Origin of the sequence: Streptomyces sp. LaPpAH-108, assembly GCF_000373625.1 — a bacterium.
Taxonomy (GTDB): Bacteria; Actinomycetota; Actinomycetes; order Streptomycetales; family Streptomycetaceae; genus Streptomyces.
Window position 1 is genome coordinate 616,109 of the sequence record NZ_KB891994.1, and the last position, 21,267, is coordinate 637,375.

Annotated in this window: 22 protein-coding genes; 7 read left to right on the plus strand and 15 right to left on the minus strand. The window is 72.8% G+C overall.

Annotated elements, in window-relative coordinates:
- The 6 genes from B079_RS0118355 to B079_RS0118380 all read right to left on the minus strand — a co-directional run bounded on the left by B079_RS0118355 (window position 1) and on the right by B079_RS0118380 (window position 5,865).
- A complete protein-coding gene (locus B079_RS0118355; RefSeq protein WP_078495991.1) occupies window positions 1-399 on the minus strand; it encodes an OB-fold nucleic acid binding domain-containing protein in 399 nt (132 codons plus the stop codon).
- Between the two features lie 105 nt (window positions 400-504).
- Window positions 505-1,191 carry a response regulator gene (locus B079_RS0118360; protein WP_018547307.1) on the minus strand — a complete coding sequence of 229 codons (687 nt, stop codon included), beginning with the start codon at window positions 1,189-1,191 and terminating at the stop codon, window positions 505-507.
- On the minus strand, window positions 1,188-3,764 hold the full coding sequence (locus B079_RS0118365; RefSeq protein WP_018547308.1) for a sensor histidine kinase: 2,577 nt from the start codon (window positions 3,762-3,764) through the stop codon (window positions 1,188-1,190). The genes B079_RS0118360 and B079_RS0118365 overlap by 4 nt, the downstream gene beginning before the upstream one ends.
- Before the next feature lie 205 nt (window positions 3,765-3,969).
- Window positions 3,970-4,722: a DUF3710 domain-containing protein gene (locus B079_RS0118370; RefSeq protein WP_018547309.1), complete on the minus strand. Its 753-nt coding sequence runs from the start codon at window positions 4,720-4,722 to the stop codon at window positions 3,970-3,972.
- A 1-nt stretch (window position 4,723) separates the two neighbouring features.
- Window positions 4,724-5,284: a dUTP diphosphatase gene (gene dut / locus B079_RS0118375; protein WP_018547310.1), complete on the minus strand. Its 561-nt coding sequence runs from the start codon at window positions 5,282-5,284 to the stop codon at window positions 4,724-4,726.
- Entirely contained in the window at window positions 5,281-5,865 is a 585-nt protein-coding gene (locus tag B079_RS0118380; RefSeq protein ID WP_026248830.1) for a PaaI family thioesterase, read from the minus strand. The genes dut and B079_RS0118380 overlap by 4 nt, the downstream gene beginning before the upstream one ends.
- Window positions 5,866-5,923: 58 nt before the next feature.
- Here B079_RS0118380 and B079_RS0118385 point away from each other — a divergent pair, with 58 nt between their 5' ends.
- Window positions 5,924-6,394, plus strand: a complete 471-nt coding sequence (locus B079_RS0118385; protein ID WP_018547312.1) for a DUF3093 domain-containing protein — start codon at window positions 5,924-5,926, stop codon at window positions 6,392-6,394.
- 2 nt (window positions 6,395-6,396) lie between these two features.
- Here the strand turns inward: B079_RS0118385 and B079_RS0118390 are convergent, their stop codons facing one another.
- The 4 genes from B079_RS0118390 to B079_RS0118405 form a co-directional block, all read right to left on the minus strand.
- Window positions 6,397-7,356: a hypothetical protein gene (locus B079_RS0118390; protein ID WP_018547313.1), complete on the minus strand. Its 960-nt coding sequence runs from the start codon at window positions 7,354-7,356 to the stop codon at window positions 6,397-6,399.
- 13 nt (window positions 7,357-7,369) lie between these two features.
- Window positions 7,370-7,666 (minus strand): DUF4193 domain-containing protein, encoded by a 297-nt coding sequence (locus B079_RS0118395; protein WP_005481602.1) that lies wholly within the window; start codon window positions 7,664-7,666, stop codon window positions 7,370-7,372.
- A gap of 395 nt (window positions 7,667-8,061) precedes the next feature.
- Window positions 8,062-9,309 (minus strand): sensor histidine kinase, encoded by a 1,248-nt coding sequence (locus tag B079_RS0118400; protein ID WP_018547314.1) that lies wholly within the window; start codon window positions 9,307-9,309, stop codon window positions 8,062-8,064.
- Window positions 9,310-9,315: 6 nt separating this feature from the next.
- On the minus strand, window positions 9,316-9,969 hold the full coding sequence (locus tag B079_RS0118405) for a response regulator transcription factor (RefSeq protein WP_018547315.1): 654 nt from the start codon (window positions 9,967-9,969) through the stop codon (window positions 9,316-9,318).
- Window positions 9,970-10,386: 417 nt separating this feature from the next.
- On the opposite strand from B079_RS0118405, the gene B079_RS35535 reads away from it, so the two are divergent.
- Window positions 10,387-10,560: a hypothetical protein gene (locus B079_RS35535; protein WP_018547316.1), complete on the plus strand. Its 174-nt coding sequence runs from the start codon at window positions 10,387-10,389 to the stop codon at window positions 10,558-10,560.
- Between the two features lie 68 nt (window positions 10,561-10,628).
- Here the strand turns inward: B079_RS35535 and B079_RS0118415 are convergent, their stop codons facing one another.
- Together B079_RS0118415 and B079_RS0118420 are read right to left on the minus strand one after the other, a co-directional pair.
- Window positions 10,629-11,477: an inositol monophosphatase family protein gene (locus tag B079_RS0118415; protein ID WP_018547317.1), complete on the minus strand. Its 849-nt coding sequence runs from the start codon at window positions 11,475-11,477 to the stop codon at window positions 10,629-10,631.
- Between the two features lie 8 nt (window positions 11,478-11,485).
- The gene (locus tag B079_RS0118420) at window positions 11,486-12,628 is read right to left on the minus strand and encodes a ferrochelatase (protein ID WP_018547318.1); all 1,143 of its coding nucleotides are present in this window, start codon (window positions 12,626-12,628) and stop codon (window positions 11,486-11,488) included.
- A gap of 197 nt (window positions 12,629-12,825) precedes the next feature.
- Here B079_RS0118420 and B079_RS0118425 point away from each other — a divergent pair, with 197 nt between their 5' ends.
- Both B079_RS0118425 and B079_RS0118430 read left to right on the plus strand, forming a co-directional pair.
- Entirely contained in the window at window positions 12,826-14,067 is a 1,242-nt protein-coding gene (locus B079_RS0118425) for an MFS transporter (protein WP_018547319.1), read from the plus strand.
- The gene (locus tag B079_RS0118430) at window positions 14,027-15,346 is read left to right on the plus strand and encodes a D-arabinono-1,4-lactone oxidase (protein WP_026248832.1); all 1,320 of its coding nucleotides are present in this window, start codon (window positions 14,027-14,029) and stop codon (window positions 15,344-15,346) included. The genes B079_RS0118425 and B079_RS0118430 overlap by 41 nt, the downstream gene beginning before the upstream one ends.
- Here B079_RS0118430 and B079_RS0118435 read toward each other — a convergent pair.
- On the minus strand, window positions 15,270-16,025 hold the full coding sequence (locus B079_RS0118435; protein WP_018547321.1) for a hypothetical protein: 756 nt from the start codon (window positions 16,023-16,025) through the stop codon (window positions 15,270-15,272). The two genes, B079_RS0118430 and B079_RS0118435, sit on opposite strands and share 77 nt — an antisense overlap.
- A gap of 481 nt (window positions 16,026-16,506) precedes the next feature.
- On the opposite strand from B079_RS0118435, the gene sepH reads away from it, so the two are divergent.
- Window positions 16,507-17,550, plus strand: a complete 1,044-nt coding sequence (gene sepH, locus B079_RS0118440; RefSeq protein WP_018547322.1) for a septation protein SepH — start codon at window positions 16,507-16,509, stop codon at window positions 17,548-17,550.
- A 101-nt stretch (window positions 17,551-17,651) separates the two neighbouring features.
- Here sepH and B079_RS0118445 read toward each other — a convergent pair whose 3' ends face one another.
- Window positions 17,652-18,503, minus strand: a complete 852-nt coding sequence (locus B079_RS0118445) for a sulfurtransferase (protein WP_018547323.1) — start codon at window positions 18,501-18,503, stop codon at window positions 17,652-17,654.
- Window positions 18,504-18,780: 277 nt separating this feature from the next.
- Here B079_RS0118445 and B079_RS0118450 point away from each other — a divergent pair, with 277 nt between their 5' ends.
- Window positions 18,781-19,554, plus strand: coding sequence for a VOC family protein (locus tag B079_RS0118450; protein WP_018547324.1), 774 nt, complete (start codon window positions 18,781-18,783; stop codon window positions 19,552-19,554).
- Between the two features lie 21 nt (window positions 19,555-19,575).
- Here B079_RS0118450 and B079_RS0118455 read toward each other — a convergent pair whose 3' ends face one another.
- A complete protein-coding gene (locus tag B079_RS0118455; protein ID WP_018547325.1) occupies window positions 19,576-20,322 on the minus strand; it encodes a hypothetical protein in 747 nt (248 codons plus the stop codon).
- A 177-nt stretch (window positions 20,323-20,499) separates the two neighbouring features.
- Here B079_RS0118455 and B079_RS0118460 point away from each other — a divergent pair, with 177 nt between their 5' ends.
- Window positions 20,500-21,186, plus strand: coding sequence for an HAD family hydrolase (locus B079_RS0118460; protein WP_018547326.1), 687 nt, complete (start codon window positions 20,500-20,502; stop codon window positions 21,184-21,186).
- Window positions 21,187-21,267: the final 81 nt, after the last annotated feature.

Sequence of the window (21,267 nt, forward strand, 5' to 3'; positions counted from 1 at the left end):
CTACTCCCGTCCGAGGGGTCGCAGTTCGTATTTCGGGTTGAACAGCACGCGGCGGCCCCGGCTCATCGAGATCCGGCCCGATGCGATCAGCCTGCGCCCCGGTTCTATGCCCGTGATGGAACGCCTGCCGAGCCACACCACGTCCAGCGCGGCGGTGCCGTCGAACAGCTCCGCCTCCAGGGCCGGGACTCCGGCGCGCGGGCGCAGGGTGACCGTGCGCAAGGTACCAGTTACGGTGACGACCTGCCGGTCGTGGCAGTCGCCGATACGGGTGCAGCCCGACGTGTCGGCGTCCTCCCGCAGCTCCTCCGACTCCAGGTCCTCCTGCGACGTGGAGAGCCGGTCCAGCATGCGACGGAACCGGCCGACCGGCTTTTCGGAACGAGGAACGGCACTCATATCTGAAGCGTACCGGGGCGGGCCGACAAGGCCGTACTCGTGGCGCCCCCGCCTCCCCCGCACCTCACGTCCCACCCGCACCTCCCATGTCCCGCACCGCACCGGTCACTTCTCGAAGCGGTACCCCATCCCCGGCTCGGTGATGAAGTGGCGGGGGTGCGCCGGGTCGGCCTCCAGCTTGCGGCGCAGCTGGGCCATGTAGACGCGCAGATAGTTGGTCTCGGTGCCGTACGACGGTCCCCACACCTCGCGCAGCAGCTGCTTCTGTCCGACGAGGCGGCCCGTGTTGCGGACCAGGACCTCCAGGAGGTGCCACTCGGTGGGGGTGAGGCGTACGTCCTTGCCCGCGCGGTTGACCTTCTTGGCGGCCAGGTCGACGGTGAAGCCCTCGGTCTCCACGGTGGTCACGTCGTCCTCGCCCGCGCCGACGGGTTCGGCCCGGCGTACGGCGGCCCGCAGCCGGGCGAGCAGTTCGTCCATGCCGAAGGGCTTGGTGACGTAGTCGTCGGCGCCCGCGTCGAGCGCTTCGACCTTCTCGTCGGAGGAGTGGCGGGCGGAGAGGACCAGGACGGGCACCCGGGTCCAGCCGCGCAGGCCGCGGATGACCTCGACGCCGTCCATGTCGGGCAGGCCCAGGTCGAGGACGACCACGTCGGGGTGGCGGGAGGCGGCGAGTTCGAGGGCGGTCCTGCCGTCGGCGGCGGAGTCCACCTCGTACTGACGCGCCTTGAGGTTGATCACGAGGGCCCGCACGATCTGCGGTTCGTCGTCGACCACCAGCACCCTGGTCATAGGGCCTGCCTTTCTCGTTCCGTGGTGTCGCCACCGTCCTGCGTGGCGCGCTCGTCGGCGTCGCGTTCCTGGGCGCCCCGCCCCGCCGCGCGCAGGCTCAGCACCATGGTCAGCCCGCCGCCTGGGGTGTCCTCGGCGACCAGCGTGCCGCCCATGGCCTCGGTGAAGCCCCGGGCGACGGCGAGACCGAGGCCGACCCCGGCGCCGCGCGGGGCGTCGCCGTGGCGCTGGAAGGGCTCGAAGATGCGGTCCTTGGCCTCGTCGGGCACGCCGGGCCCCCGGTCCACCACGCGCACCTCCACCCGCTCGTCCAGCGCGCTGGCGGCGACCAGGACGCGGCGGCCGGGGGGACTGTACTTGACGGCGTTCTCGACCAGGTTGGCCACCGAGCGCTCCAGCAGGCCGGGGTCGACGGCGACCATGGGCAGCGTCTCGGGCACGTCCAGCGCGACGCTGTCCTCGGGCACCCCGACCAGCGCCATCGGGACCACCTCGTCCACGTCGATCTCGCGGATCAGCGGGGTGACGGTGCCGGTCTGGAGGCGGGACATGTCCAGGAGGTTGCCGACGAGGTGGTCGAGCCGGTCGGCGCCCTCCTCGATGCCTTCGAGGAGTTCGGCGCGGTCCTCCTCGGACCAGGCCACGTCGTCGGAGCGGAGCGAGGAGACGGCGGCCTTGATCCCGGCCAGCGGGGTGCGCAGGTCGTGGCTGACGGCGGCGAGCAGGGCGGTGCGGATGCGGTTGCCCTCGGCGAGGGTGCGGGCCTGCTCGGCCTCGGCCTGGAGGCGGCGCCGGTCCAGGACGACGGCGGCCTGGGCGGCGAAGGCGGCGAGCACCCGGCGGTCCTCGGCGGGCAGCACCCGGCCGGTGAGCGCGAGCGCCATGTGGTCCCCGACCGGCATGTCCACGTCGGCGTCCTCCGGGCGCTCCAGCGGCGGTCCGACGCCGGCGCGGCCCTGGCAGGTCCAGGGGTCGACGTCGCTGGCCCGCTCCAGCAGGGCGGCGGACTCCATGGCGAAGGTCTCCCGGACCCGCTCCAGGAGTTCTTCGAGGCCGGTCTCGCCGCGCAGGACGTTGCCCGCGAGGAAGGACAGGATCTCCGACTCGGCGCGCAGCCGGGCGGCCTGGTGGGTGCGCCGGGCGGCGAGGTCCACCACGGAGGCGACGGACATCCCGACGCCGAAGAAGATCGCGATGGCGACGATGTTCTTCGGGTCGGCGACGGTCAGCCGGTGCAGGGGCGGTGTGTAGAAGTAGTTCAGCAGGAAGGACCCGATGGCCGCCGAGGCAAGCGCGGGCATCAGTCCGCCGAGCAGGGCCGCGGCGACCGTGAGGGCCAGGAAGAGCAGCATGTCGTTGGCGAGGCCGAGGTCCACGCTGTTGAGCAGCAGCGCGAGGGCCGCCGGGCCGCCGACGCCCACCAGCCAGCCCCAGACGATCCGGCCCCGCCCGAGCCGGGCACCCCGGGCGACGGGCAGGCCACGGCCCTGGGCGACCGCCTCGTGGGTGACGATGTGGACGTCCAGGTCGGGGCCCGACTCGCGGGCGACCGTGGCACCGACGCCGGGTCCGAAGACGTACTGCCAGGTCTTGCGGCGCGAGGAGCCGAGCACGATCTGGGTGGCGTTGACGCCGCGTGCGAAGTCCAGCAGGGCGGCGGGTATGTCGTCACCGACCACATGGTGGAAGGTGCCGCCCAGATCCTCCACCAGGGTGCGCTGGAGAGCGAGTTCCTTCGGGGAGGCGGCGGTGAGACCGTCGCTGCGGGCTATGTAGACCGCCAGCACCTCGCCGCCCGCACCCTTCTCCGCCAGCCGGGCAGCCCGCCGGATCAACGTGCGGCCCTCCGGACCACCGGTCAGCCCGACCACGATGCGCTCCCGCGAACCCCAGATCCGGGAGACCTCATGCGCACTGCGGTACTCATTCAGATACTCGTCGACCCGATCGGCCACCCACAACAGCGCCAGCTCCCGCAGGGCGGTGAGGTTGCCGGGCCGGAAGTAGTTCGACAGCGCCGCGTCGACCTTGTCCGGCTGATAGACGTTCCCGTGCGCCATACGACGGCGCAGCGCCTGCGGCGACATGTCGACCAGCTCGATCTGATCGGCCCGCCGCACCACCTCGTCCGGCACCGTCTCACGCTGACGCACCCCCGTGATCGACTCCACCACATCACCCAGCGACTCCAGATGCTGGATGTTCACCGTGGAAACCACATCGATCCCGGCCGCCAGCAGCTCCTCCACGTCCTGCCACCGCTTGGCATTCCGCGAGCCGGGCACATTGGTGTGGGCCAGTTCGTCCACGAGGGCGACGGCAGGAGCCCGGCGCAATACGGCGTCGACATCCATCTCGGTGAAGAGAGCGCCCCGGTGTTCCAGCTCCCGGCCCGGGACGCGTTCCAGGCCGTGCAGCATCACCTCGGTGCGGGGTCTGCCGTGGTGTTCGACGTGGGCCACGACGCAGTCGGTGCCGCGCTCGACACGCCGGTGCGCCTCGGAGAGCATCGCGTACGTCTTGCCCACGCCCGGTGCGGCGCCGAGGTAGATCCGAAGCTTGCCGCGTCCCATGGCCCCATTGTCTTCCGGTGAACCGCTCCCCGTCCGGCGTCGACCCTACGGCCAACGATGCGGACAAAGCGGGCGGGGGGCCACCGGACCGGGGCGCTTTGACACAACCCTGACGCGCGGAGGACCTGGACCCGCGCGGCACCTGGACCCGCGAAAGGGGCCGTACCCCCGTGGGAGTACGGCCCCTCGCTCGTCGATGCCGGGGTCAGCGGACCTCGGTGATCTCCGGGCCGCGCTGGAGCTGGCCCATGCCGCCGGAGAAGCGGGAGCCCTCCTCCTGCTGGACGCCCTCGGGGACCATCTGGGCGTCGTTGGGCAGCTTGAGGACGATCGGGTCGCGCGGGGCCATCGGGCCCTCGCCGCGGACCACGACGGTGTCCCGGAAGATCTGCTCGAGGAGTCCGGCGGCCTGCGGCTGCACCGCGCCCTGGCCGGAGATCACACCGCGCAGGAACCAGCGCGGGCCGTCCACGCCGACGAAGCGGACCACCTGGAAGCCGCCGGTGCCGTCGGGCAGCTGGACCGGGACCTGCGCGCGCAGCTCCCAGCCGAGCGGGCCCTCGACCTCGTCGATGATGCCGCCCTGCTGGGTGATGCCGCCCGCGATCTCCTCGCGGACCTCGCCCCAGATGCCCTCGCGCTTGGGGGCGGCGAAGGCCTGCAGCTGGATGGCGCTGTCCCGCAGGACGACGGTCGCGGCGACGATCGCGTCGCCGGCGACCTCGACGCGCAGCTCCATGCCGTCCACACCCGGCACGAACAGGCCCCCGAGGTCGACACGGCCCTCGGCCGGGTCACGCACCTCGGCGGAGTCCCAGGGCCCGTCGGGCCGCGGCTCGGGCTCGAGACGCACGCGCTCACGCTCTCCGTCCGCCTCGGTGCCGACGGTGTCGACGACCTGCTCGGCCTCGCCGGCCGCGCCCTCGGCGGCACCCTTCTTGTTGCGACGTCCGAACACGTCACTGTCCTTCCCGGTCGGATACGACCGAAGCGTATCGATTCCCACCCGCCGGACCGCCCTCGGCGGTCCGACCGTCTGTGCCGCTTCCGCCGTCCACCGAGGCGTGACCCCCGGTGGACCCGAAGCCCCCCTCGGCGCGTGCCGAGCCGGGAAGTTCCGCGACCTCCTGGAAGCGGACCCTCTCGACCTGCTGGACGACCAGTTGGGCAATCCGGTCGAAGCGTTCGAACCGCACGGTCTCGCGCGGATCGAGATTCACCACGATCACCTTGATCTCTCCACGGTACCCGGCATCCACCGTCCCGGGGGCGTTCACGAGCGCCACACCGCAGCGGGCGGCCAGGCCCGAACGGGGGTGCACGAACGCGGCGTACCCCTCCGGGAGCGCGATGGCGATGCCGGTGGGCAGGACGGCCCGCTCACCGGGGCTCAGTTCGCAAGGCTCGGTGGTGCGCAGGTCGGCTCCGGCGTCCCCGGGGTGCTCGTACGCCGGGAGGGGGACGTCGGGGTCGATCCGGCGGATGCGGACGTCCAGCGGGGCGGTCCGGTCGGCGTTCACGGGTTCACCTCGAAGGCGCGGGTACGGCGGATCTGGTCCGGGTCGCTCATGGCGGCCCGGATCTCCTCCTCGCGGCCGTGGTCGGTGAAGTGGTCGACCTTGACCTCGATGAAGAGGGCGTCGGCACGGACGGCGACGGGCCCCTCGGGGCCGCCGAGACGGCCGGTGGCGGTGGAGTAGATCTTCCGTCCGGCGACGGCGGTGACCTCGGCCTCCAGATGGAGCGTGGTGCCCACGGGGACGGGCCGTACGAAGTCCGTCTCCAGTCTGCCGGTGACGGCGATGGTCCGCAGCAGCCAGTTCAGCGAGCCCAGCGTCTCGTCCAGGGCGGTGGCGAGCACCCCGCCGTGCGCGAGGCCGGGGGCGCCCTGGTGGGCGGCCTTGACGGTGAACTCGGCGGTCAGCGAGACACCGTCGCCCGCGCGGGCGTCCAGGTGCAGCCCGTGCGGCTGCCCGGGCCCGCATCCGAAACAGTGTTCGTAGTGGGTGCCCAGCGGCTGCCCGGGGGCGGGCGCGTCGGGATGACGGACGGGGCGCACCGCGTCGGCGGGCGGCTCAAGGGCTGGGGAACTACCACTCACAGGCGCAGACCTTACCCGGCCGCCCGGCACCCGCCACCGGCGTGCCAAGCTTGGCTCCATGCAGCTTGCCGCCACCCCCTACGAAGAACGTCTGACCGCCCCCCGCTCGTGGTGGCTGATCAGCTTCCTCGTGGGTGTCTCCTTCGCCCTGATCCTGCTCCCCTTCGGCACGCTGCCGCTGCTCGGCGGGCTGGTCGGGGGCACCGCCGTGGCGGCGGTCATGGCGAGCGCGTACGGCTCGCAGCGCATCCGGGTCGTGGGCGACGCGCTGATCGCGGGCGAGGCGAAGATCCCGGTGTCCGCACTGGGCGCCGCCGAGGTGCTGGACGCCGAGGAGGCGCGCGCCTGGCGGACCTACAAGGCGGACACGCGCGCGTTCCTGCTGCTGCGCGCCTACATCCCGACCGCGCTGCGCGTGGAGGTCACCGACCCGGAGGACCCGACGCCGTACCTGTATCTGTCGACGCGGGAGCCGGAGCGGCTGGCGGCGGCCATCGAGGCGGCGAAGGACACCTCGGCCGCGGCCTGAGGTCAGCTCTTCGGGCTTGCCGGGTTTTCGGGGCCCTCGGGGTCCTCGGCGATCTCCTTGATCCGCACGGGGTGTTCGGGCTGGTCCAGCGGGGGCTGCGCGGCCAGTTCGGCCCAGGGGACCTGGACCTTGCGCAGATCGGCCCGGACGCGTTCGGCGAGCTTTCTGGTGTCGCGGCGGTTCATCACCGCGCCGACGGCCGCGCCCACCATGAAGGGCGTCAGGTTGGGCAGGTTGCGGACCATGCGCTTCATGATCTGCTGGCGCAGTTCGCGTTTCATACGGCCGCCCAGGGCCGCGTCGATGGTCGACGGCTTCATCACGTCGATGCCGCGCTCTCCGGACCAGGAGCCGAGATACGCGGTGCTGCGGGCGCCGAGGCCGCCGGGGGCGCGCTGTCCGTAGACCTCGTGGAGTTCGGCGATGAGCTTCAGCTCGATCGCGGCGACCGCGGTGATCTCCGCGGCGAGTTCGGTCGGCAGGGCGGGCGGTACGGGCAGCATGGCCGCCGCTCCGATTCCGGCGCCGACGGTGGAGGTGGCTTTCGCGGCTCCCGCCACGAGCTTGTCCGCGAGCTGCTCGGGATCGAGGCCCGGGAACTGCCTGCGCAGCGTCGCGAGGTCGCGTACGGGGACGCGGGGGGCGATGTCGATGACGCGGTCCGCGACGTAGGCGATGCCCGCGCGGGCGTGGCCGCCGCCCCGGCGTGCGCCTTCGCGCGCCAGCTGACGGGCCCTGCCACGGATCGCCGCGGCCCGTGGGTGCCGGACCGGTGCGTCTGGACCGGCGGACTCCCCCGTCCCGGCCCGCGGAGCGTGGTGCTCCGCCGGTGGTTCGAGCGAGGCTCCCGCTTCCGGTGAGCCCCGCTCGTGGTCACGCGTGCCGTGCGAGCCGCCGAACGGCCCTTTGTCCGCTCCCGGGAACCGGAAACGGCGCTTCCGCGGAGGGGTCGAGCCAGTCACGGCCGACCCGTCCTCAGTCGCAGTCGCGGCAGATCGGCTGGCCGTTCTTCTCGCGGGCCAGCTGGCTGCGGTGGTGGACGAGGAAGCAGCTCATGCAGGTGAACTCGTCCTGCTGCTTGGGCAGCACACGGACGGCCAGCTCCTCGTTGGAGAGGTCGGCGCCGGGAAGCTCGAGGCCTTCGGCGGCCTCGAACTCGTCGACGTCCACCGCGGAGGTGGACTTGTCGTTCCGCCGGGCCTTCAGCTCTTCGAGACTGTCCGAGTCGACGTCGTCGTCGGTCTTGCGTGGAGTGTCGTAATCGGTTGCCATGGTCGCTCTCCCCCTCTGGGTGTCTGCGGTGTCTTCAGCGCACGTAACGCGTGAGAGGCCGGACTTGTGCCCGACCTGAGGCGGAGATTTTGCCTCACATCAAGGTCTGTTACTCAATCGACACCCAACCCGATTCCTCAAGAGTGATCGGCTTGGATGGCGGTGAGGACCGTACACGGTTCGAATGCCGCACCTCAAAGGCGCCTCATCGTGTACTTCCCGTGATCAGGAGGGCTGAAAACCCGGACTTTCCCGGCTTTGTGGCCCACTTCTTGATCACGTTCAGTACATGGCCGGAAATCCACACATGTGATTGATCACACAGGGACAACCCCGGCAGGGTGGTGGAAAATTCCGCGCGAAGCGAACATTCTCCGGGCGCGCCGGAGGCCCGCTCACAGCGGCAGGGTGACGCGCATCACCAGCCCCCCGCCCTCGCGCGGCCGGGCCACGATATGACCGCCGTGCGCGCGGGCCACGGACCGGACGATGGACAGGCCGAGCCCCACCCCCTTGTCGCTGCCCGTGCGCTCGGTGCGCAGCCGCCGGAAGGGCTCGAAGAGGTTGTCCACCTCGTACGCCGGGACCACCGGCCCGGTGTTGGACACGGTCAGCACCGCCTGGTTGTGCTCGGTGTCCGTGGTGACCTCGACCCACCCGTCCTCGGGCACGTTGTAGCGCACCGCGTTCTGTACGAGGTTCAGCGCGATGCGCTCCAGGAGCACGCCGTTGCCGAGCACCACCGCGCGCTTGCACTCGCCGCGGATCTCCACGCCCTTGGCGTCCGCCTCGGCGCGCACCTGGTCGACGGCCTGCCCGGCGACCTCCGCGAGGTCCACGGGCCCGCGCTCGACGATCTGGTTGTCGCTGCGGGCGAGCAGCAGCAGGCCCTCGACCAGCTGCTCGCTGCGTTCGTTGGTGGCGAGCAGGGTCTTGCCGAGCTGCTGCAGCTCCACGGGCGCATTCGGGTCCGAGAGGTGGACCTCAAGGAGGGTGCGGTTGATCGCCAGCGGGGTGCGCAGTTCGTGGGAGGCGTTGCCGACGAAGCGCTGCTGGGCGGTGAAGGCCCGTTGCAGCCGCTCCAGCATGTCGTCGAAGGTGTCGGCCAGCTCCTTCAGCTCGTCGTCGGGGCCGTCCAGCTCGATCCGGCGGGACAGGTCCGAGCCGGCCACCTGGCGCGCGGTGCGGGTGATCCGGCCGAGCGGGGACAGCACGCGGCCCGCCATGGCGTAGCCGAAGGCGAAGGCGATCACGGCGAGGCCGAGCAGGGCGAGCAGCGAGCGGCTGAGCAGTTCGTCCAGGGCGACCTGGCGCTGATGGTCGACGCACTGGCTGATCGCGTCGTTGAAGTCCTGGAGCGAGAGGCTGCTGGTGTTGATCGCCTGGCAGTTGTCGCTGGAGACCTTGAGCGCCTGGAAGCTGACGATCTTGAACAGCGGCTGGTTACCGGAGCTGATCGCCTGCGCGGCCAGCAGATAGATGATCGACAGCAGCAGGATGCCCGCGATCAGGAACATGCCGCCGTACAGCAGGGTCAGCCGTATGCGGATGGTCGGGCGCAGCCACGGGAAGGGCGGCTGGGGGCGGCGGGGATCCCAGGTGGGCTTCGGGGGCGCCTGGGGCGGCGCGGGGGTGGCGGCCATGGCGGATCAGATCCGGTAGCCGGAGCCGGGCACGGTGACGATCACGGGAGGCTCGCCGAGTTTGCGGCGCAGCGTCATCACGGTCACCCGGACCACGTTGGTGAACGGGTCGGTGTTCTCGTCCCAGGCCTTCTCCAGCAGTTGCTCGGCCGAGACGACCGCGCCCTCGCTGCGCATCAGCACCTCCAGGACGGCGAACTCCTTCGGGGCGAGCTGGACCTCGCGGCCGTCGCGGAAGACCTCGCGGCGGTTGGGGTCGAGCTTGATCCCGGCGCGCTCCAGGACGGGCGGCAGGGGCACGCTCGTACGGCGGCCGAGCGCGCGCACGCGCGCGATCAGCTCACTGAAGGCGAAGGGCTTGGGCAGATAGTCGTCGGCGCCGATCTCCAGGCCCTCGACGCGGTCGCTGACGTCGCCGGAGGCGGTGAGCATGAGCACGCGGGTGGCGATGCCCAGCTCCACGATCCGGCGGCAGACGTCGTCGCCGTGCACGAGGGGGAGGTCGCGGTCGAGGACGACCACGTCGTAGTCGTTGACGCCGATGCGCTCCAGGGCGGCCGCACCGTCGTACACGACGTCGACGGCCATGGCCTCCCGGCGCAGTCCGGTGGCCACCGCATCGGCGAGCAGCTGCTCGTCCTCGACGACGAGTACGCGCACGTCGCTTGTCCTTCCTCAGGTCCGCCCACGGCGCGCCGGGGCGCGGTCGGGCGGAGGGATGTCCGTGGGATTGTGCCCTCCATCCTGCCCTTTTCGGCCATAAGTCGGCGGTAAGCCGAGGACGGTCGCCGCAGGTACGGCGGTCGGAGGGCGAGAAAGCGGGATTTTCTGCGGCGTCGGAGGTTTCCCGGGCGAACAGCGGGGGGAGGACGGCTTTACACCCCGCGATCACGCTCCGCATGTGCCGAGGCACCATGCGGTCACTCCGCGATCAGCCCCGGCGGAGCGGGCGCGGGTGTCCGGCACCGCAGCCGCCCGGCAGGGCTGTGCCGGGCATCCGCGGGCCACGTGATCGCCCCTTCCCGACCGGCACACCCCCGTGCCACCGACCCACGACCCAGGACGAGGGGGCGCAGCATGGACGCTTTCACCGCAGGACTTCTGCAGCGCATAAAGACGACCGAGTCCGACCTGTCGCGGGCTCGTGACGAGGGCGACGACTTCCTCGCCGAGGTGGAGCAGGGAGAGCTGGACGACCTGCGCCGTCTCGCGGCCGAGCACGGTGTGGAAGTCGCCGTGTCACAGCCCTGAGCGGTACCGCCACGCGAGTGGGCCCCGGCGGATCTCTCCGCCGGGGCCCACTCGCGTGGCGGTACCGCTCAGTCGTGCCAGGCTCCGAAGTCCTCGAGCAGCGGCTGAAGCGCCTCGAAGACGGCCGGGGTGGCCGCGAACGTCAGGGCGGGTGACTCGGGCTCTCCGGGGCGTCCACCGGTCACCGCACCCGCCTCACGGGCGATGAGGGCACCGGCCGCGTAGTCCCAGGGGTTGAGCCCGCGCTCCCAGTAGCCGTCCAGTCGCCCGGAAGCCACGTCGCACAGCTCGATCGCCGCCGAGCCGCCCCGCCGGATGTCCCGGACCAGCGGGAGCACCCGGGCGGCCACCTGGGCCTGGTGGGCGCGGACCTCGGTGACGTAGTTGAAGCCGGTCGCGACGAGCGCCTGGTCCAGCGGGGCGGCCGGACGGCAGGCCAGCGCCCGCTCGCCCGCCCAGGCGCCAGTGGCGAAGGCGCCGCCGCCGCGCACCGCGTGGTACGTCTCGCCGCGCAGCGGGGCCGCGACGACGCCGACGACGGTCTCACCATGCAGCTCGGCGGCGATGGACACCGCCCAGGTCGGCAGCCCGTAGAGGTAGTTCACCGTGCCGTCGAGCGGGTCGATCACCCAGCGGACCCCGCTGGTGCCCTCGGAGACGGCGCCCTCCTCGCCGAGGAAGCCGTCGTCGGGGCGGCGCGCGGAGATCAGGTCGGTGATCAGCTTCTCCGCCGCGATGTCCATCTCGGTGACGACGTCGATGGGGCTGGACTTGGTCCTGGCCACGGCGAGGTCGGCCGGGCGGCCGTCGCGCAGCAGCTCACCGGCGCGGCGGGCGGCCTCCAGGGCCAGGCCGAGCAGGTCGTCGAGCAAGTCGGCGAGCTGGTCGTCGGGCAGGTCGGAGTGCGGGGTCGTCACGTGGCTCCTCACGCGTAGGGGCTGTCGGCACCGGCGGCGGCCGGGCGCGGGGCGCGGGCCGGGCAGCAGCCGACGGGACAGAGGTCGTGGCTCGCGCCGAGGGAGCCGAGGGCGCACGGGGTGACCCGCTCGCCGCGCTCGGTGGCGGCGCGCTCCTCGATCAGCTCGCGCACGGCGGCGGCGAAGCGCGGGTCGGCGCCGACCGTGGCCGAGCGGCGCACCGGCAGGCCCAGCTCCGCGGCCTTGGCGGTGGCCTCCGTGTCGAGGTCGTAGAGGACCTCCATGTGGTCGGAGACGAAGCCGATGGGCGCCATGACGACGGCGGGGACACCGGCCGCGTGCCGCTCCTCCAAGTGGTCGCAGATGTCCGGCTCCAGCCAGGGGATGTGCGGGGCGCCGGAGCGGGACTGGTAGACGAGCTGCCAGGGGTGGTCGACACCGGTGCGCTCGCGGACCGCGTCGGCGATCAGCCCGGCCACCTCCAGGTGCTGGCGGACATAGGCGCCGCCGTCCCCGTGGCCCTCGACCGGGCCCGAGGTGTCGGCGGCCGTGAGCGGGATGGAGTGCGTGGTGAAGGCGATGTGGGCACCGTCGCGGACCTCCTCGGGGAGGTCGGCGAGCGCCCGCAGCACGCCCTCGGTCATGGGCTCGACGAAGCCGGGGTGGTTGAAGTAGTGCCGCAGCTTGTCGACCCTCGGCACCTCCAGGCCCTCGGCCTCCAGCGTGGCGAGCGCGTCGGCCAGGTTCTCGCGGTACTGGCGGCAGCCGGAGTACGACGCGTAGGCGCTGGTGGCCAGCACCAGGACGCGGCGGCGGCCGTCGGCGGTCATCTCGCGCAGGGTGTCGGTCAGATACGGCTGCCAGTTGCGGTTGCCCCAGTAGACCGGCAGGTCCAGGCCGTGCTCGGCGAAGTCCTTGCGCAGGGCGTCGAGCAGCGCGCGGTTCTGCTCGTTGATCGGGCTGACGCCGCCGAACAGGAAGTAGTGCTGCCCGACCTCCTTGAGGCGTTCCCGGGGGATGCCCCGCCCGCGCGTGACGTTCTCCAGGAACGGGACCACGTCGTCGGGGCCCTCGGGGCCGCCGAAGGAGAGCAGGAGGAGGGCGTCGTAGGGACCGGCGTCCGGCGGGGGGACATCGAGCGCGTCTGGCATGTCTCCGATCCTGCCACCCGGCACCGACAGCCGGAAAACGGCCCGGGTCCGCTCACCGCCCACCGCCACGTGTCCCCCGCTGACCTGGTGCGTTAGGGTTACCTAACTCGTAAGCTGTATGCGCCCCTTTCACGCCTTACAGCCGTGCAGCGCGACCGTCCGCACCCCGCAGGACCGCCCGGACAACGGAGACCGCCGTGCCCAGCCCCTACCGCGCCCTGTTCACCGAACCGGGCACCAAGCGCTTCTCCGCCGCCGGTTTCGTCGGCCGGATGCCGCTGTCCATGATGGGCATCGGCGTGATCACGATGGTCTCGCAGCTCACCGGGCGCTACGGCCTCGCGGGCGCGCTCACGGCCACCATCGCGCTGTCCGCCGCCGTGTTCGGGCCGCAGATATCCCGTCTGGTGGACCGGTACGGGCAGCGCAGGGTGCTGCGCCCGGCCACCCTGGTCGCGCTGGCCGCCGGTGCCGGACTGCTGCTGGCCGCGCACTTCCGCTGGCCGGACTGGACGCTGTTCGTGTTCTCCGCCGCGATCGGCTCGGTGCCGAGCCTCGGCGCGATGGTCCGGGCCCGCTGGGCGGCGCTGTACGGGGGCACCCCGAAGCTGCACACGGCGTACTCGTTCGAGTCGGTCGTCGACGAGGTGTGCTTCATCGTCGGCCCGATCGTCTCGGTGGGCCTGTCCACGGCCTGGTTCCCGGAGGCGGGCCCGCTGTTCGCGGCCGTCTTCCTGGCGATCGGTGTCTTCTGGCTGACCGCCCAGCGGGCCACCGAGCCGGTGCCGCACCCGCGCGACGAGAACCACGTCGGCGGCAGCGTGCTGCGCTCGAAGGGGCTCCAGGTGCTGGTGGCCGCCTTCACGGCGACGGGCACGATCTTCGGCGCGGTGGACGTGGCGACCGTGGCCTTCGCCGAGGAGCGCGGGCACAAGGGCGCGGCGAGCGTGGTGCTCGCCGTGTACGCGGCCGGTTCCTGCTCGGCCGGGCTGGTCTTCGGCCTGCTGCGGTTCGCCGGGCGGCCCGAACGCCGGTGGCTGCTGGGCCTGGCGGCGATGGCCGTGAGTATGATCCCCCTCCTACTGGTCGGGAACCTGCCGCTCCTGGCCGTGGCGCTGTTCGTTGCGGGACTGTCCGTCGCACCGACGATGATCACGACGATGTCCCTCATCGAAGAGCACGTACCTCGCGCGAACCTCACCGAGGGGATGACCTGGGTGGGTACCGGCCTCGCCGTCGGTGTCGCGCTCGGCTCGTCCGCGGCCGGCTGGGCGATCGACGCCGCCGGGGCACGGGCCGGGTACGGGGTTCCGGCCGCCGCCGGGGCCGCCGCGGTCGCGGTCGGGTTCCTCGGGTACCGCCGGCTGAGCAGGCCGGCCGCGGGTCGGGGAGGCACCGTTGAGCAGCACGGCGAGCGGGAAGCACGGCACGTGGCGTAACTGGGGCGGCAATGTGACCGCCCGTCCGGCCCGGCAGGTGACTCCGGCCTCGGTGGCGGAGCTGGCGGCCGAGGTACGCAAGGCCGCCGAGGAGGGGCTGCGGGTCAAGCCGGTCGGTACGGGGCACTCGTTCACCTCCATAGCCGCGACCGACGGGGTGCAGATACGGCCCGAACTGCTGGCCGGTATCCGGGAGATCGACCGTACGGCGATGACCGTCACGGTCGAGGCGGGCACCCCGCTCAAGCGGCTCAACGCGGCCCTGGCGCGCGAGGGCCTGTCGCTGGCCAACATGGGCGACATCATGGAGCAGACCGTGGCCGGGGCGGTCAGCACCGGCACCCACGGCACGGGCCGCGAGTCGGGCTCGATCGCGGCGCAGATCACCGCGCTCGAACTGGTCACCGCCGACGGCTCGGTGCTCACCTGCTCACGGGAGGAGAACCCCGAGGTCTTCGCGGCGGCCCGGATCGGGCTCGGCGCCCTCGGGATCGTCACGGCCGTCACCTTCGCCGTGGAGCCGCTGTTCCTGCTGCACGCGCGCGAGGAGCCGATGCCGCTGGACCGGGTGCTGGCGGAGTTCGACCAACTGTGGGCGGAGAACGAGCACTTCGAGTTCTACTGGTTCCCGCACACCGACAGCACCAACACCAAGCGCAACAACCGCAGCGCGGGCCCGGCGCGTCCGGTGGGGCAGCCGGTCGGCTGGTTCGAGGACGAGTTCCTGTCCAACGGCGTCTTCCAGGTGGCCCAGTGGGTCGGCCGCGCCGCGCCCGCGAGCGTCCCTGCCATCGCCCGCATCTCCAGCAGGGCGCTGTCCGCGCGGTCGTACACCGACATCCCGTACAAGGTGTTCACCTCGCCGCGCCGGGTGCGGTTCGTCGAGATGGAGTACGCGGTGCCGCGCGCGGCCCTGGGCGACACGCTCCGTGAACTGAAAGCGGTCGTCGAGCGGTCGGGGCTGCGGGTCAGCTTCCCGGTCGAGGTGCGCACCGCCCCGGCCGACGACATCACGCTCTCCACCGCCTCGGGCCGGGACAGCGCGTACATCGCGGTGCACATGTACCGGGGCACGCCGTACCACGCCTACTTCAGCGCGGCCGAGCGGATCTTCACCGCGCACGAGGGGCGACCCCATTGGGGGAAGGTGCACACCCGTGACGCGGAGTACTTCGATCGGGTGTATCCGCGGTTCGGGGAATTCAGGGCGCTGCGGAACCGCCTTGATCCGGAACGACTGTTCCAGAACGACTACTCCCGGCGGATTCTCGGGGAGTAGGGCTCGCGGTCGGGGCGTCCGTCGTCGGGGCCGGGGTGGTCTCCTGCGGGCTGGACTCGGTGTCCTGCTTCCGCTGCCGGTCCGGGCTCCGGCTCGGCTCGGGCGTCGCCGAACCCGTCGTACCGCCGTCACCCGAAGGTGCGGTCTCGTCCGGGGAGGCCGGGTCCGTCCCGGTGGACGGGGTCCAGGAGGGCGTGGGGGCCGGGGACTTGTGGTGGGAGGCGTTCCGGCCGCCGACCGCGTCGCTGACCGTGGTGCCCTTGCCGCCGCTGAAGCTGCTGCCGGAGACCAGTTCGTAGACGGTGATACCGGCCATGGTCACGCCGAAGACGAGCGCCGCCGCGACGAGCGGGCGCTTCCAGCTCTTCACCCGCGCGCGGTAGACGGTCCCCGTACCGAACTGCCCCGGTACGGCCGCTGCTTCACCGGCCGTCTGCGGCCTCGGGCGGCCGTTCGTCTTGACCTCGCGCAACTGCTCGCCGGTGCGCCGGAAGACCTGCTGGAAGACGGAGCCGCCGCAGGTGGCGACGACACTCACCACCCCCGCGCCGAGGATCGTGCCGTACACCCCGAAGTACGAGGCCAGCTTGGCCGCCACGACGGCGGCCAGCGCGCTGCCCGCCACCTGGGGCACGCTCAGGTCGACCCGCTTGCGACCCGTCTCGGGCTTCTCACCCATACCCGGAACCTGCCTGCCTTTCCCCTACGTGACCGGTCTTGACCGGCGGTTTGCACGAGAGAGGGACGTATGGGCGAAACCTTTAGTTCCGTTTCTGGCGATTGCGTGAAGTTCACCACGTTGATGACTGATCAGACCGACTCGCGCGCGGCCGAGACGCGCCCCTCGCCGGAATTCGGGCGGCGCGTCAATCCACGCGCGTGGTCCGAATGGAGTACTGTTGCGAGCCCTGGGTCCGGTCTCCCACCAGGGTGTCCGGGGCCTGGCAGGACCGCCGGGAGGGGGCTACTTGCACAGGGTGATGGAGTTCGTCACTTAGCGTTGCGAACAGGTAACCGTGCCATAACGGCGAACTCGGGTCCGAGCCCGACACGCCGGGCAACTCGGCAAGGTTGTGGCAGGCTGCACCCGGGCAGGCCACACTCGACTAGCGGAAGCAGCGACGCACGTGACGTCGGCAGGCACCACCCGGGAGGTCCCCATGCCCGAACTGCGTGTCGTGGCCGTCTCGAATGACGGCACACGGCTGGTGCTCAAGGCTGCCGACGCGACGGAGTACACCCTTCCGATCGACGAGCGGCTGCGCGCCGCCGTGCGCGGCGACCGTCCCCGGCTCGGCCAGATCGAGATCGAGGTGGAGAGCCACCTCCGCCCCCGTGACATCCAGGCGCGGATACGAGCAGGTGCCACCGCGGAAGAGGTCGCCCAGCTCGCCGGTATCCCCGTCGACCGGGTCCGGCGCTTCGAGGGCCCCGTCCTCGCCGAGCGCGCCTTCATGGCCGAGCGCGCCCGCAAGACCTCCGTCCGCCGCCCCGGCGAGAACTCGGGCCCGCCCCTCGGCGAGGCCGTCCAGGAACGGCTGTTGCTGCGCGGCGCCGAGAAGGACACCGTGCAGTGGGACTCCTGGCGCCGCGACGACGGCACCTGGGAGGTGCTGCTCGTCTACCGGGTCGCCGGTGAGACGCACACCGCGAGCTGGACCTACGACCCGCCGCGCCGCCTGGTCCAGGCCGTGGACGACGAGGCGCGCTCGCTGATCGGGGAGTCCGACGACCTCGCCTCGGCGGAGCCGAGCTTCCCGTTCGTGCCGCGCATCGCCCGGCTGCCGCGCGACCGCACGATGGACCGGGCCCTGGAGCGGGGCGACCGCGACCGGCCGAGCCTGCCCGCGCAGGCGTCCGAGCCCGCCGAGGAGACCACCGCCGGTGAACGGGACTCGCTGACCAGCCTGTTGGAGGCCGTGCCGAGCTTCCGGGGCGATCTGGTGGTGCCGGAGCGCCCGCCCGAGACCGACGAGGAGCCCCCCGAGGAGCCCGAGGCGGAGGAGCCCCCGGCGCCCGCCGCGTCGGCCGGGTCCGCCTATGCGGACGTGCTCATGCCCCGCTCGGTCGGCAGCCACCGCGACCGGCTGGTGGGCGCCACCGACCGCCAGGCCGAGGCCGACGGGGTACGCCCCGGACGCCGGGCCGCCGTGCCGAGCTGGGACGAGATCGTCTTCGGTACGCGGCGCAAGAAGCAGGAGTAGCGGCGAGAGCAAACGGGTTGTACGACCGTTTGTGCGAATAGGCGTATCGCGGGGGCGTGTTCAGCGCGCCCCCGCTTCCGCGTGCTCGTTCTGTCGTGTCCCTAGCGGGGGTCAGGGCCCACCGCGACCGGGCGGGTCGGATCGGCGGACCACTCCGACCAGGAGCCGACGTACAGCTCCGCCGGGATGCCCGCGACCGCGAGGGCCAGCACCTCGTGCGCGCCGGAGACGCCCGAGCCGCAGTAGACGCCCACGCGGGCCTCGTCGGAGACGCCCAGTGCCTTGAAGCGGTCGCGCAGGTCGGCGGCGGGCAGGAAGCGGCCGTCGGGGCCCACGTTCTCCGTCGTCGGCGCCGACAGCGCGCCCGGGATGTGGCCGCCGACGCGGTCGATGGGCTCGGTCTCGCCCCGGTACCGCTCCCCCGCCCGCGCGTCCAGCAGGACGCCGACGCCCGCGAGTTCGGCAGCGCCGTCCGCGTCCAGGACGCCGGTCGCGCCGGGAGACGGCTCGAAGTCGCCCTCCGCCGGGGCGGGTTGATCGGTGGACAGCGGACCGTCCCAGGCCGTCAACCCGCCGTCGAGGACCCTCACGTCCGGGTGACCCGTCCAGCGCAGCAGCCACCAGGCCCGCGCCGCCGCCCAGCCCTGGCCGCCGTCGTAGACCACGACGGGCCGCCCGGCAGTCACTCCCGCACGGCGCACGGCCGCGCCGAAGACCTCCAGGTCGGGCAGGGGATGGCGGCCCTTCTCGCCGGGGGTGGAGGCCAGTTCGCGGTCCAGGTCGACGTAGACCGCGCCGGGGATGTGCCCGGCCGCGTACTCGGCCCGCCCGTCGAAGGGGGGCGCCCCCGCCGCCTTGGCCGCGGAGAGCTGCCAGCGGACGTCCAGCAGCACGGGGGGTGCCTGCCCGGACAGCTCCTGGGCCAGCTCGGACGGGGAAATGATGACTGTCATGGGGTCCATCCATACGCCAGGGGTAGCCCCGGCGTCCAGGGACGGCTACTCTGCTCGGCCGGACGGACACGATCACGGGGCGTACGCGACCGGGCACACATCGTGCGCCGGGCGCGTGCGCGGGAGGACGGCCTTTCCTCCGTACGGGACACCGGGCACGTACGGCACACCCGACACCGGTTCCGCCCTGGCGTGCGCCCCCTTCGGGTGACGCGCGCCCCTTCCGGGTGAGCGGACGCGACGCGGCCCCCGTGCGGGGCCGGAGGGAGAGTGGCGGATGACCCAGGCACAGCAGGCGGCGGTACCCCGGGCGTCCCGTGCGCCCGGCGCACCCTGGCGGGTGAGCCTGCTGACACACCGGCCGGCCGCCGCCGAGGAGTTCTACGGGGCGCTGTTCGGCTGGGAGTTCGAGCCGGGCCCCGGGCGCCGGACGCGGGCCCTGCTGGACGGGCAGGAGGTGGCGGGTATCGGCCAATCGCCGCCCGACCGTCAGCTTCCGGCCGCCTGGACGCCGTTCTTCACCGCGCCCGACGTGGACCTGGCGGCCGGTCAGATCCGCCTGTGCGGCGGCACGGTGGCCGTCGGGCCGCTCGACAGTCCCGGCGAGGGCCGCACGGCGGTCGCGGCGGACCCGGCGGGCGCGGTCTTCGGCCTCCGCGAGGACACCGGCCCCGCGTCGGCGCCGGGCGAGGACCGCCACGGCCTGCCGGTCTGGACCGAGCTGATCACCTACGAGACCGAACGCGTCGTCAAGTTCTACGAGACGGTGTGCGGCTACGCCCAGGACCCGGCCCCGCCCGACCACGTCACCCTGCTCGCCCACGGCCACCCGGTGGCCGCCCTGCACGGCGCGGGCCGCACGGTCCCCCGCGACCGCGGCGCCCACTGGCTCACCCACTTCCGCGTCACGGACGTGCCCCGGACCGTCGCCCAGCTGACGACCCTCGGCGGCCGGGTCCTGGAACCGGCCCGCCCGGGCACACGGGGGCGCGTGGCGACCGTGGCGGACCCGGAGGGGGCGGTGTTCGCGGTGCTCCAGGCGCCGGCCTGACGCCTGTCGGCCCCGGGCGGGTCACTTCTCGCGGGCCTCTCGGGAGGCTCGTCGGCTGCGGCGCAGTTCCTCGGTGTACGGCAGGACGACGCCTGCCGTGATGGTCGCGCCGAGGGCCAGTAGGTACGGGGTCGGGAGCGGGGGTTTCTTGGGCTGCAGGTGCCAGTCGTGGGGGCCCGGGCCGCCGTGGAGGGTGGCGCGGAGCTGGTCGGGGTGGTGGGAGGCGGTGAGGATGAGGGTGGTGAGGGGGAGCGTGTTCAGGAGGGTGTGGAGGTACCGCTCGGTGGGACGGACCGCGCGGTCGTCCGGGGAGGCGTCGTAGGCGGCTGTGGCGCAGTGGAGGGCGGCGGCGCCGGTCATCACCGTGAGCACCAGGGGGTTGATCCGCGCGACCAGTCCGAGGACCAGCGGCACCCCGGCCTCGGCCACCCTCAGCGCGTGCACCGCGGATTCCCGGGTGTCGACGGGGGTACGGCGGCGTATCCACCAGTCCGCCACGGCGGGTGCCACCCACAGGGGCAGGACGCCGAGCAGCGGGGAGTGGCGGGCGGCCTCCTCCGCCTCGGCGGGGCGCGGTCCGAAGACGCGCGGGTCACCGCCGTGTCGCCGGTGCCGTCGGGCCGTACCCGGCACATGCGGGACCACGTGGGGTGCGATCCGGATCGCCCGGTACGCGAGCCGTGCGGGAGGGGGCCATGCCGAGCGGGGTACGTGTCGGGCCACGCGGTACGCGAGGCGCGTCGTGCGCGGCAGCGGACGCAGGGCCATGGAATCCTCCGTGTCGTCACCGACCGGACGGCCGGACCGGGGCTTCGGTCGGCCCCCGCGTACCCCTGTTCCCCCGGGTGACACGACGCGCGGGCGACGCACGATCCGGCGTCCCCGGGGTACTCGGCACCCCGTCCGCACGTCCCCCTCCCCTACGAGCCCCGCGAGGTGCCGCCCATGCTCATCCCCGACGACCGGCCGGACGACGGCGAGCCGCGCGCCGCCGTGTTCGACGTGGACGGAACCCTCGTCGACACCAACGCCCTGCACGTGGTGACCTGGTGGGAGGCGTTCCGCCAGGCCGGGCACGAGGTGCCGACGCACGAGATCCACCGCTCGGTCGGGCTGCGGTCCGCCGACCTCGTCGCCCGGCTGCTCGGCGAGGAGACGGCCCGCGAGGAGGCGGACGCGCTCAGCGCGGCCCACAAGGCGCTGTACGGCCAGTACTTCGGGCGGCTCGCGCCCCTGCCGGGGGCCGGGGAACTGCTGCGACGGCTGGCCGGGGACGGCTGGCGGGTGGTGCTCGCCACCTCGGCGGGCGGCCAGGAGCTGTCCGCGCTGCGGCGCGCACTCGACGCGGACGAGGCGATCAAGGCCACCGCGAGCGCCGACGACGTGTCCGAGGGCAAACCGGCCGCCGAACCGGTGGAGCAGGCGCTGGAGCTGGCCGGGGTGTCCGCGGAGAACGCCGTGTTCGTCGGGGACACCGTGTGGGACATGCGGGCGGGCAGCGGGGCGGGGGTGCGGTGCGTGGCGCTGCTGTGCGGGGGCATCCCGCGCGAGGACCTGGAGGAGGCGGGCGCGGACGCGGTGTACGCCGATCCGGCCGCGCTGCTGGCGTCGCTGCACGCGGGCGCGCGGTGAGGCGGCCCGCGAGGTGAGGGGAACGGGCGGAGTGATGTCCGAGGTCAGGGGTACCCGCACGAGGTGAAATGCCGGAATTAC

Excerpts from the sequence above, each read along its gene's own strand:
- B079_RS0118355 (WP_078495991.1), bottom strand. The coding sequence starts at position 399 with ATGAGTGCCGTTCCTCGTTCCGAAAAGCCGGTCGGCCGGTTCCGTCGC.
- B079_RS0118360 (WP_018547307.1), bottom strand. The coding sequence starts at position 1,191 with ATGACCAGGGTGCTGGTGGTCGACGACGAACCGCAGATCGTGCGGGCC.
- B079_RS0118365 (WP_018547308.1), bottom strand. The coding sequence starts at position 3,764 with ATGGGACGCGGCAAGCTTCGGATCTACCTCGGCGCCGCACCGGGCGTG.
- B079_RS0118385 (WP_018547312.1), top strand. The coding sequence starts at position 5,924 with ATGCAGCTTGCCGCCACCCCCTACGAAGAACGTCTGACCGCCCCCCGC.
- B079_RS0118395 (WP_005481602.1), bottom strand. The coding sequence starts at position 7,666 with ATGGCAACCGATTACGACACTCCACGCAAGACCGACGACGACGTCGAC.
- B079_RS0118400 (WP_018547314.1), bottom strand. The coding sequence starts at position 9,309 with ATGGCCGCCACCCCCGCGCCGCCCCAGGCGCCCCCGAAGCCCACCTGG.
- B079_RS35535 (WP_018547316.1), top strand. The coding sequence starts at position 10,387 with ATGGACGCTTTCACCGCAGGACTTCTGCAGCGCATAAAGACGACCGAG.
- B079_RS0118420 (WP_018547318.1), bottom strand. The coding sequence starts at position 12,628 with ATGCCAGACGCGCTCGATGTCCCCCCGCCGGACGCCGGTCCCTACGAC.
- B079_RS0118435 (WP_018547321.1), bottom strand. The coding sequence starts at position 16,025 with ATGGGTGAGAAGCCCGAGACGGGTCGCAAGCGGGTCGACCTGAGCGTG.
- sepH (WP_018547322.1), top strand. The coding sequence starts at position 16,507 with ATGCCCGAACTGCGTGTCGTGGCCGTCTCGAATGACGGCACACGGCTG.
- B079_RS0118445 (WP_018547323.1), bottom strand. The coding sequence starts at position 18,503 with ATGACAGTCATCATTTCCCCGTCCGAGCTGGCCCAGGAGCTGTCCGGG.
- B079_RS0118450 (WP_018547324.1), top strand. The coding sequence starts at position 18,781 with ATGACCCAGGCACAGCAGGCGGCGGTACCCCGGGCGTCCCGTGCGCCC.
- B079_RS0118455 (WP_018547325.1), bottom strand. The coding sequence starts at position 20,322 with ATGGCCCTGCGTCCGCTGCCGCGCACGACGCGCCTCGCGTACCGCGTG.
- B079_RS0118460 (WP_018547326.1), top strand. The coding sequence starts at position 20,500 with ATGCTCATCCCCGACGACCGGCCGGACGACGGCGAGCCGCGCGCCGCC.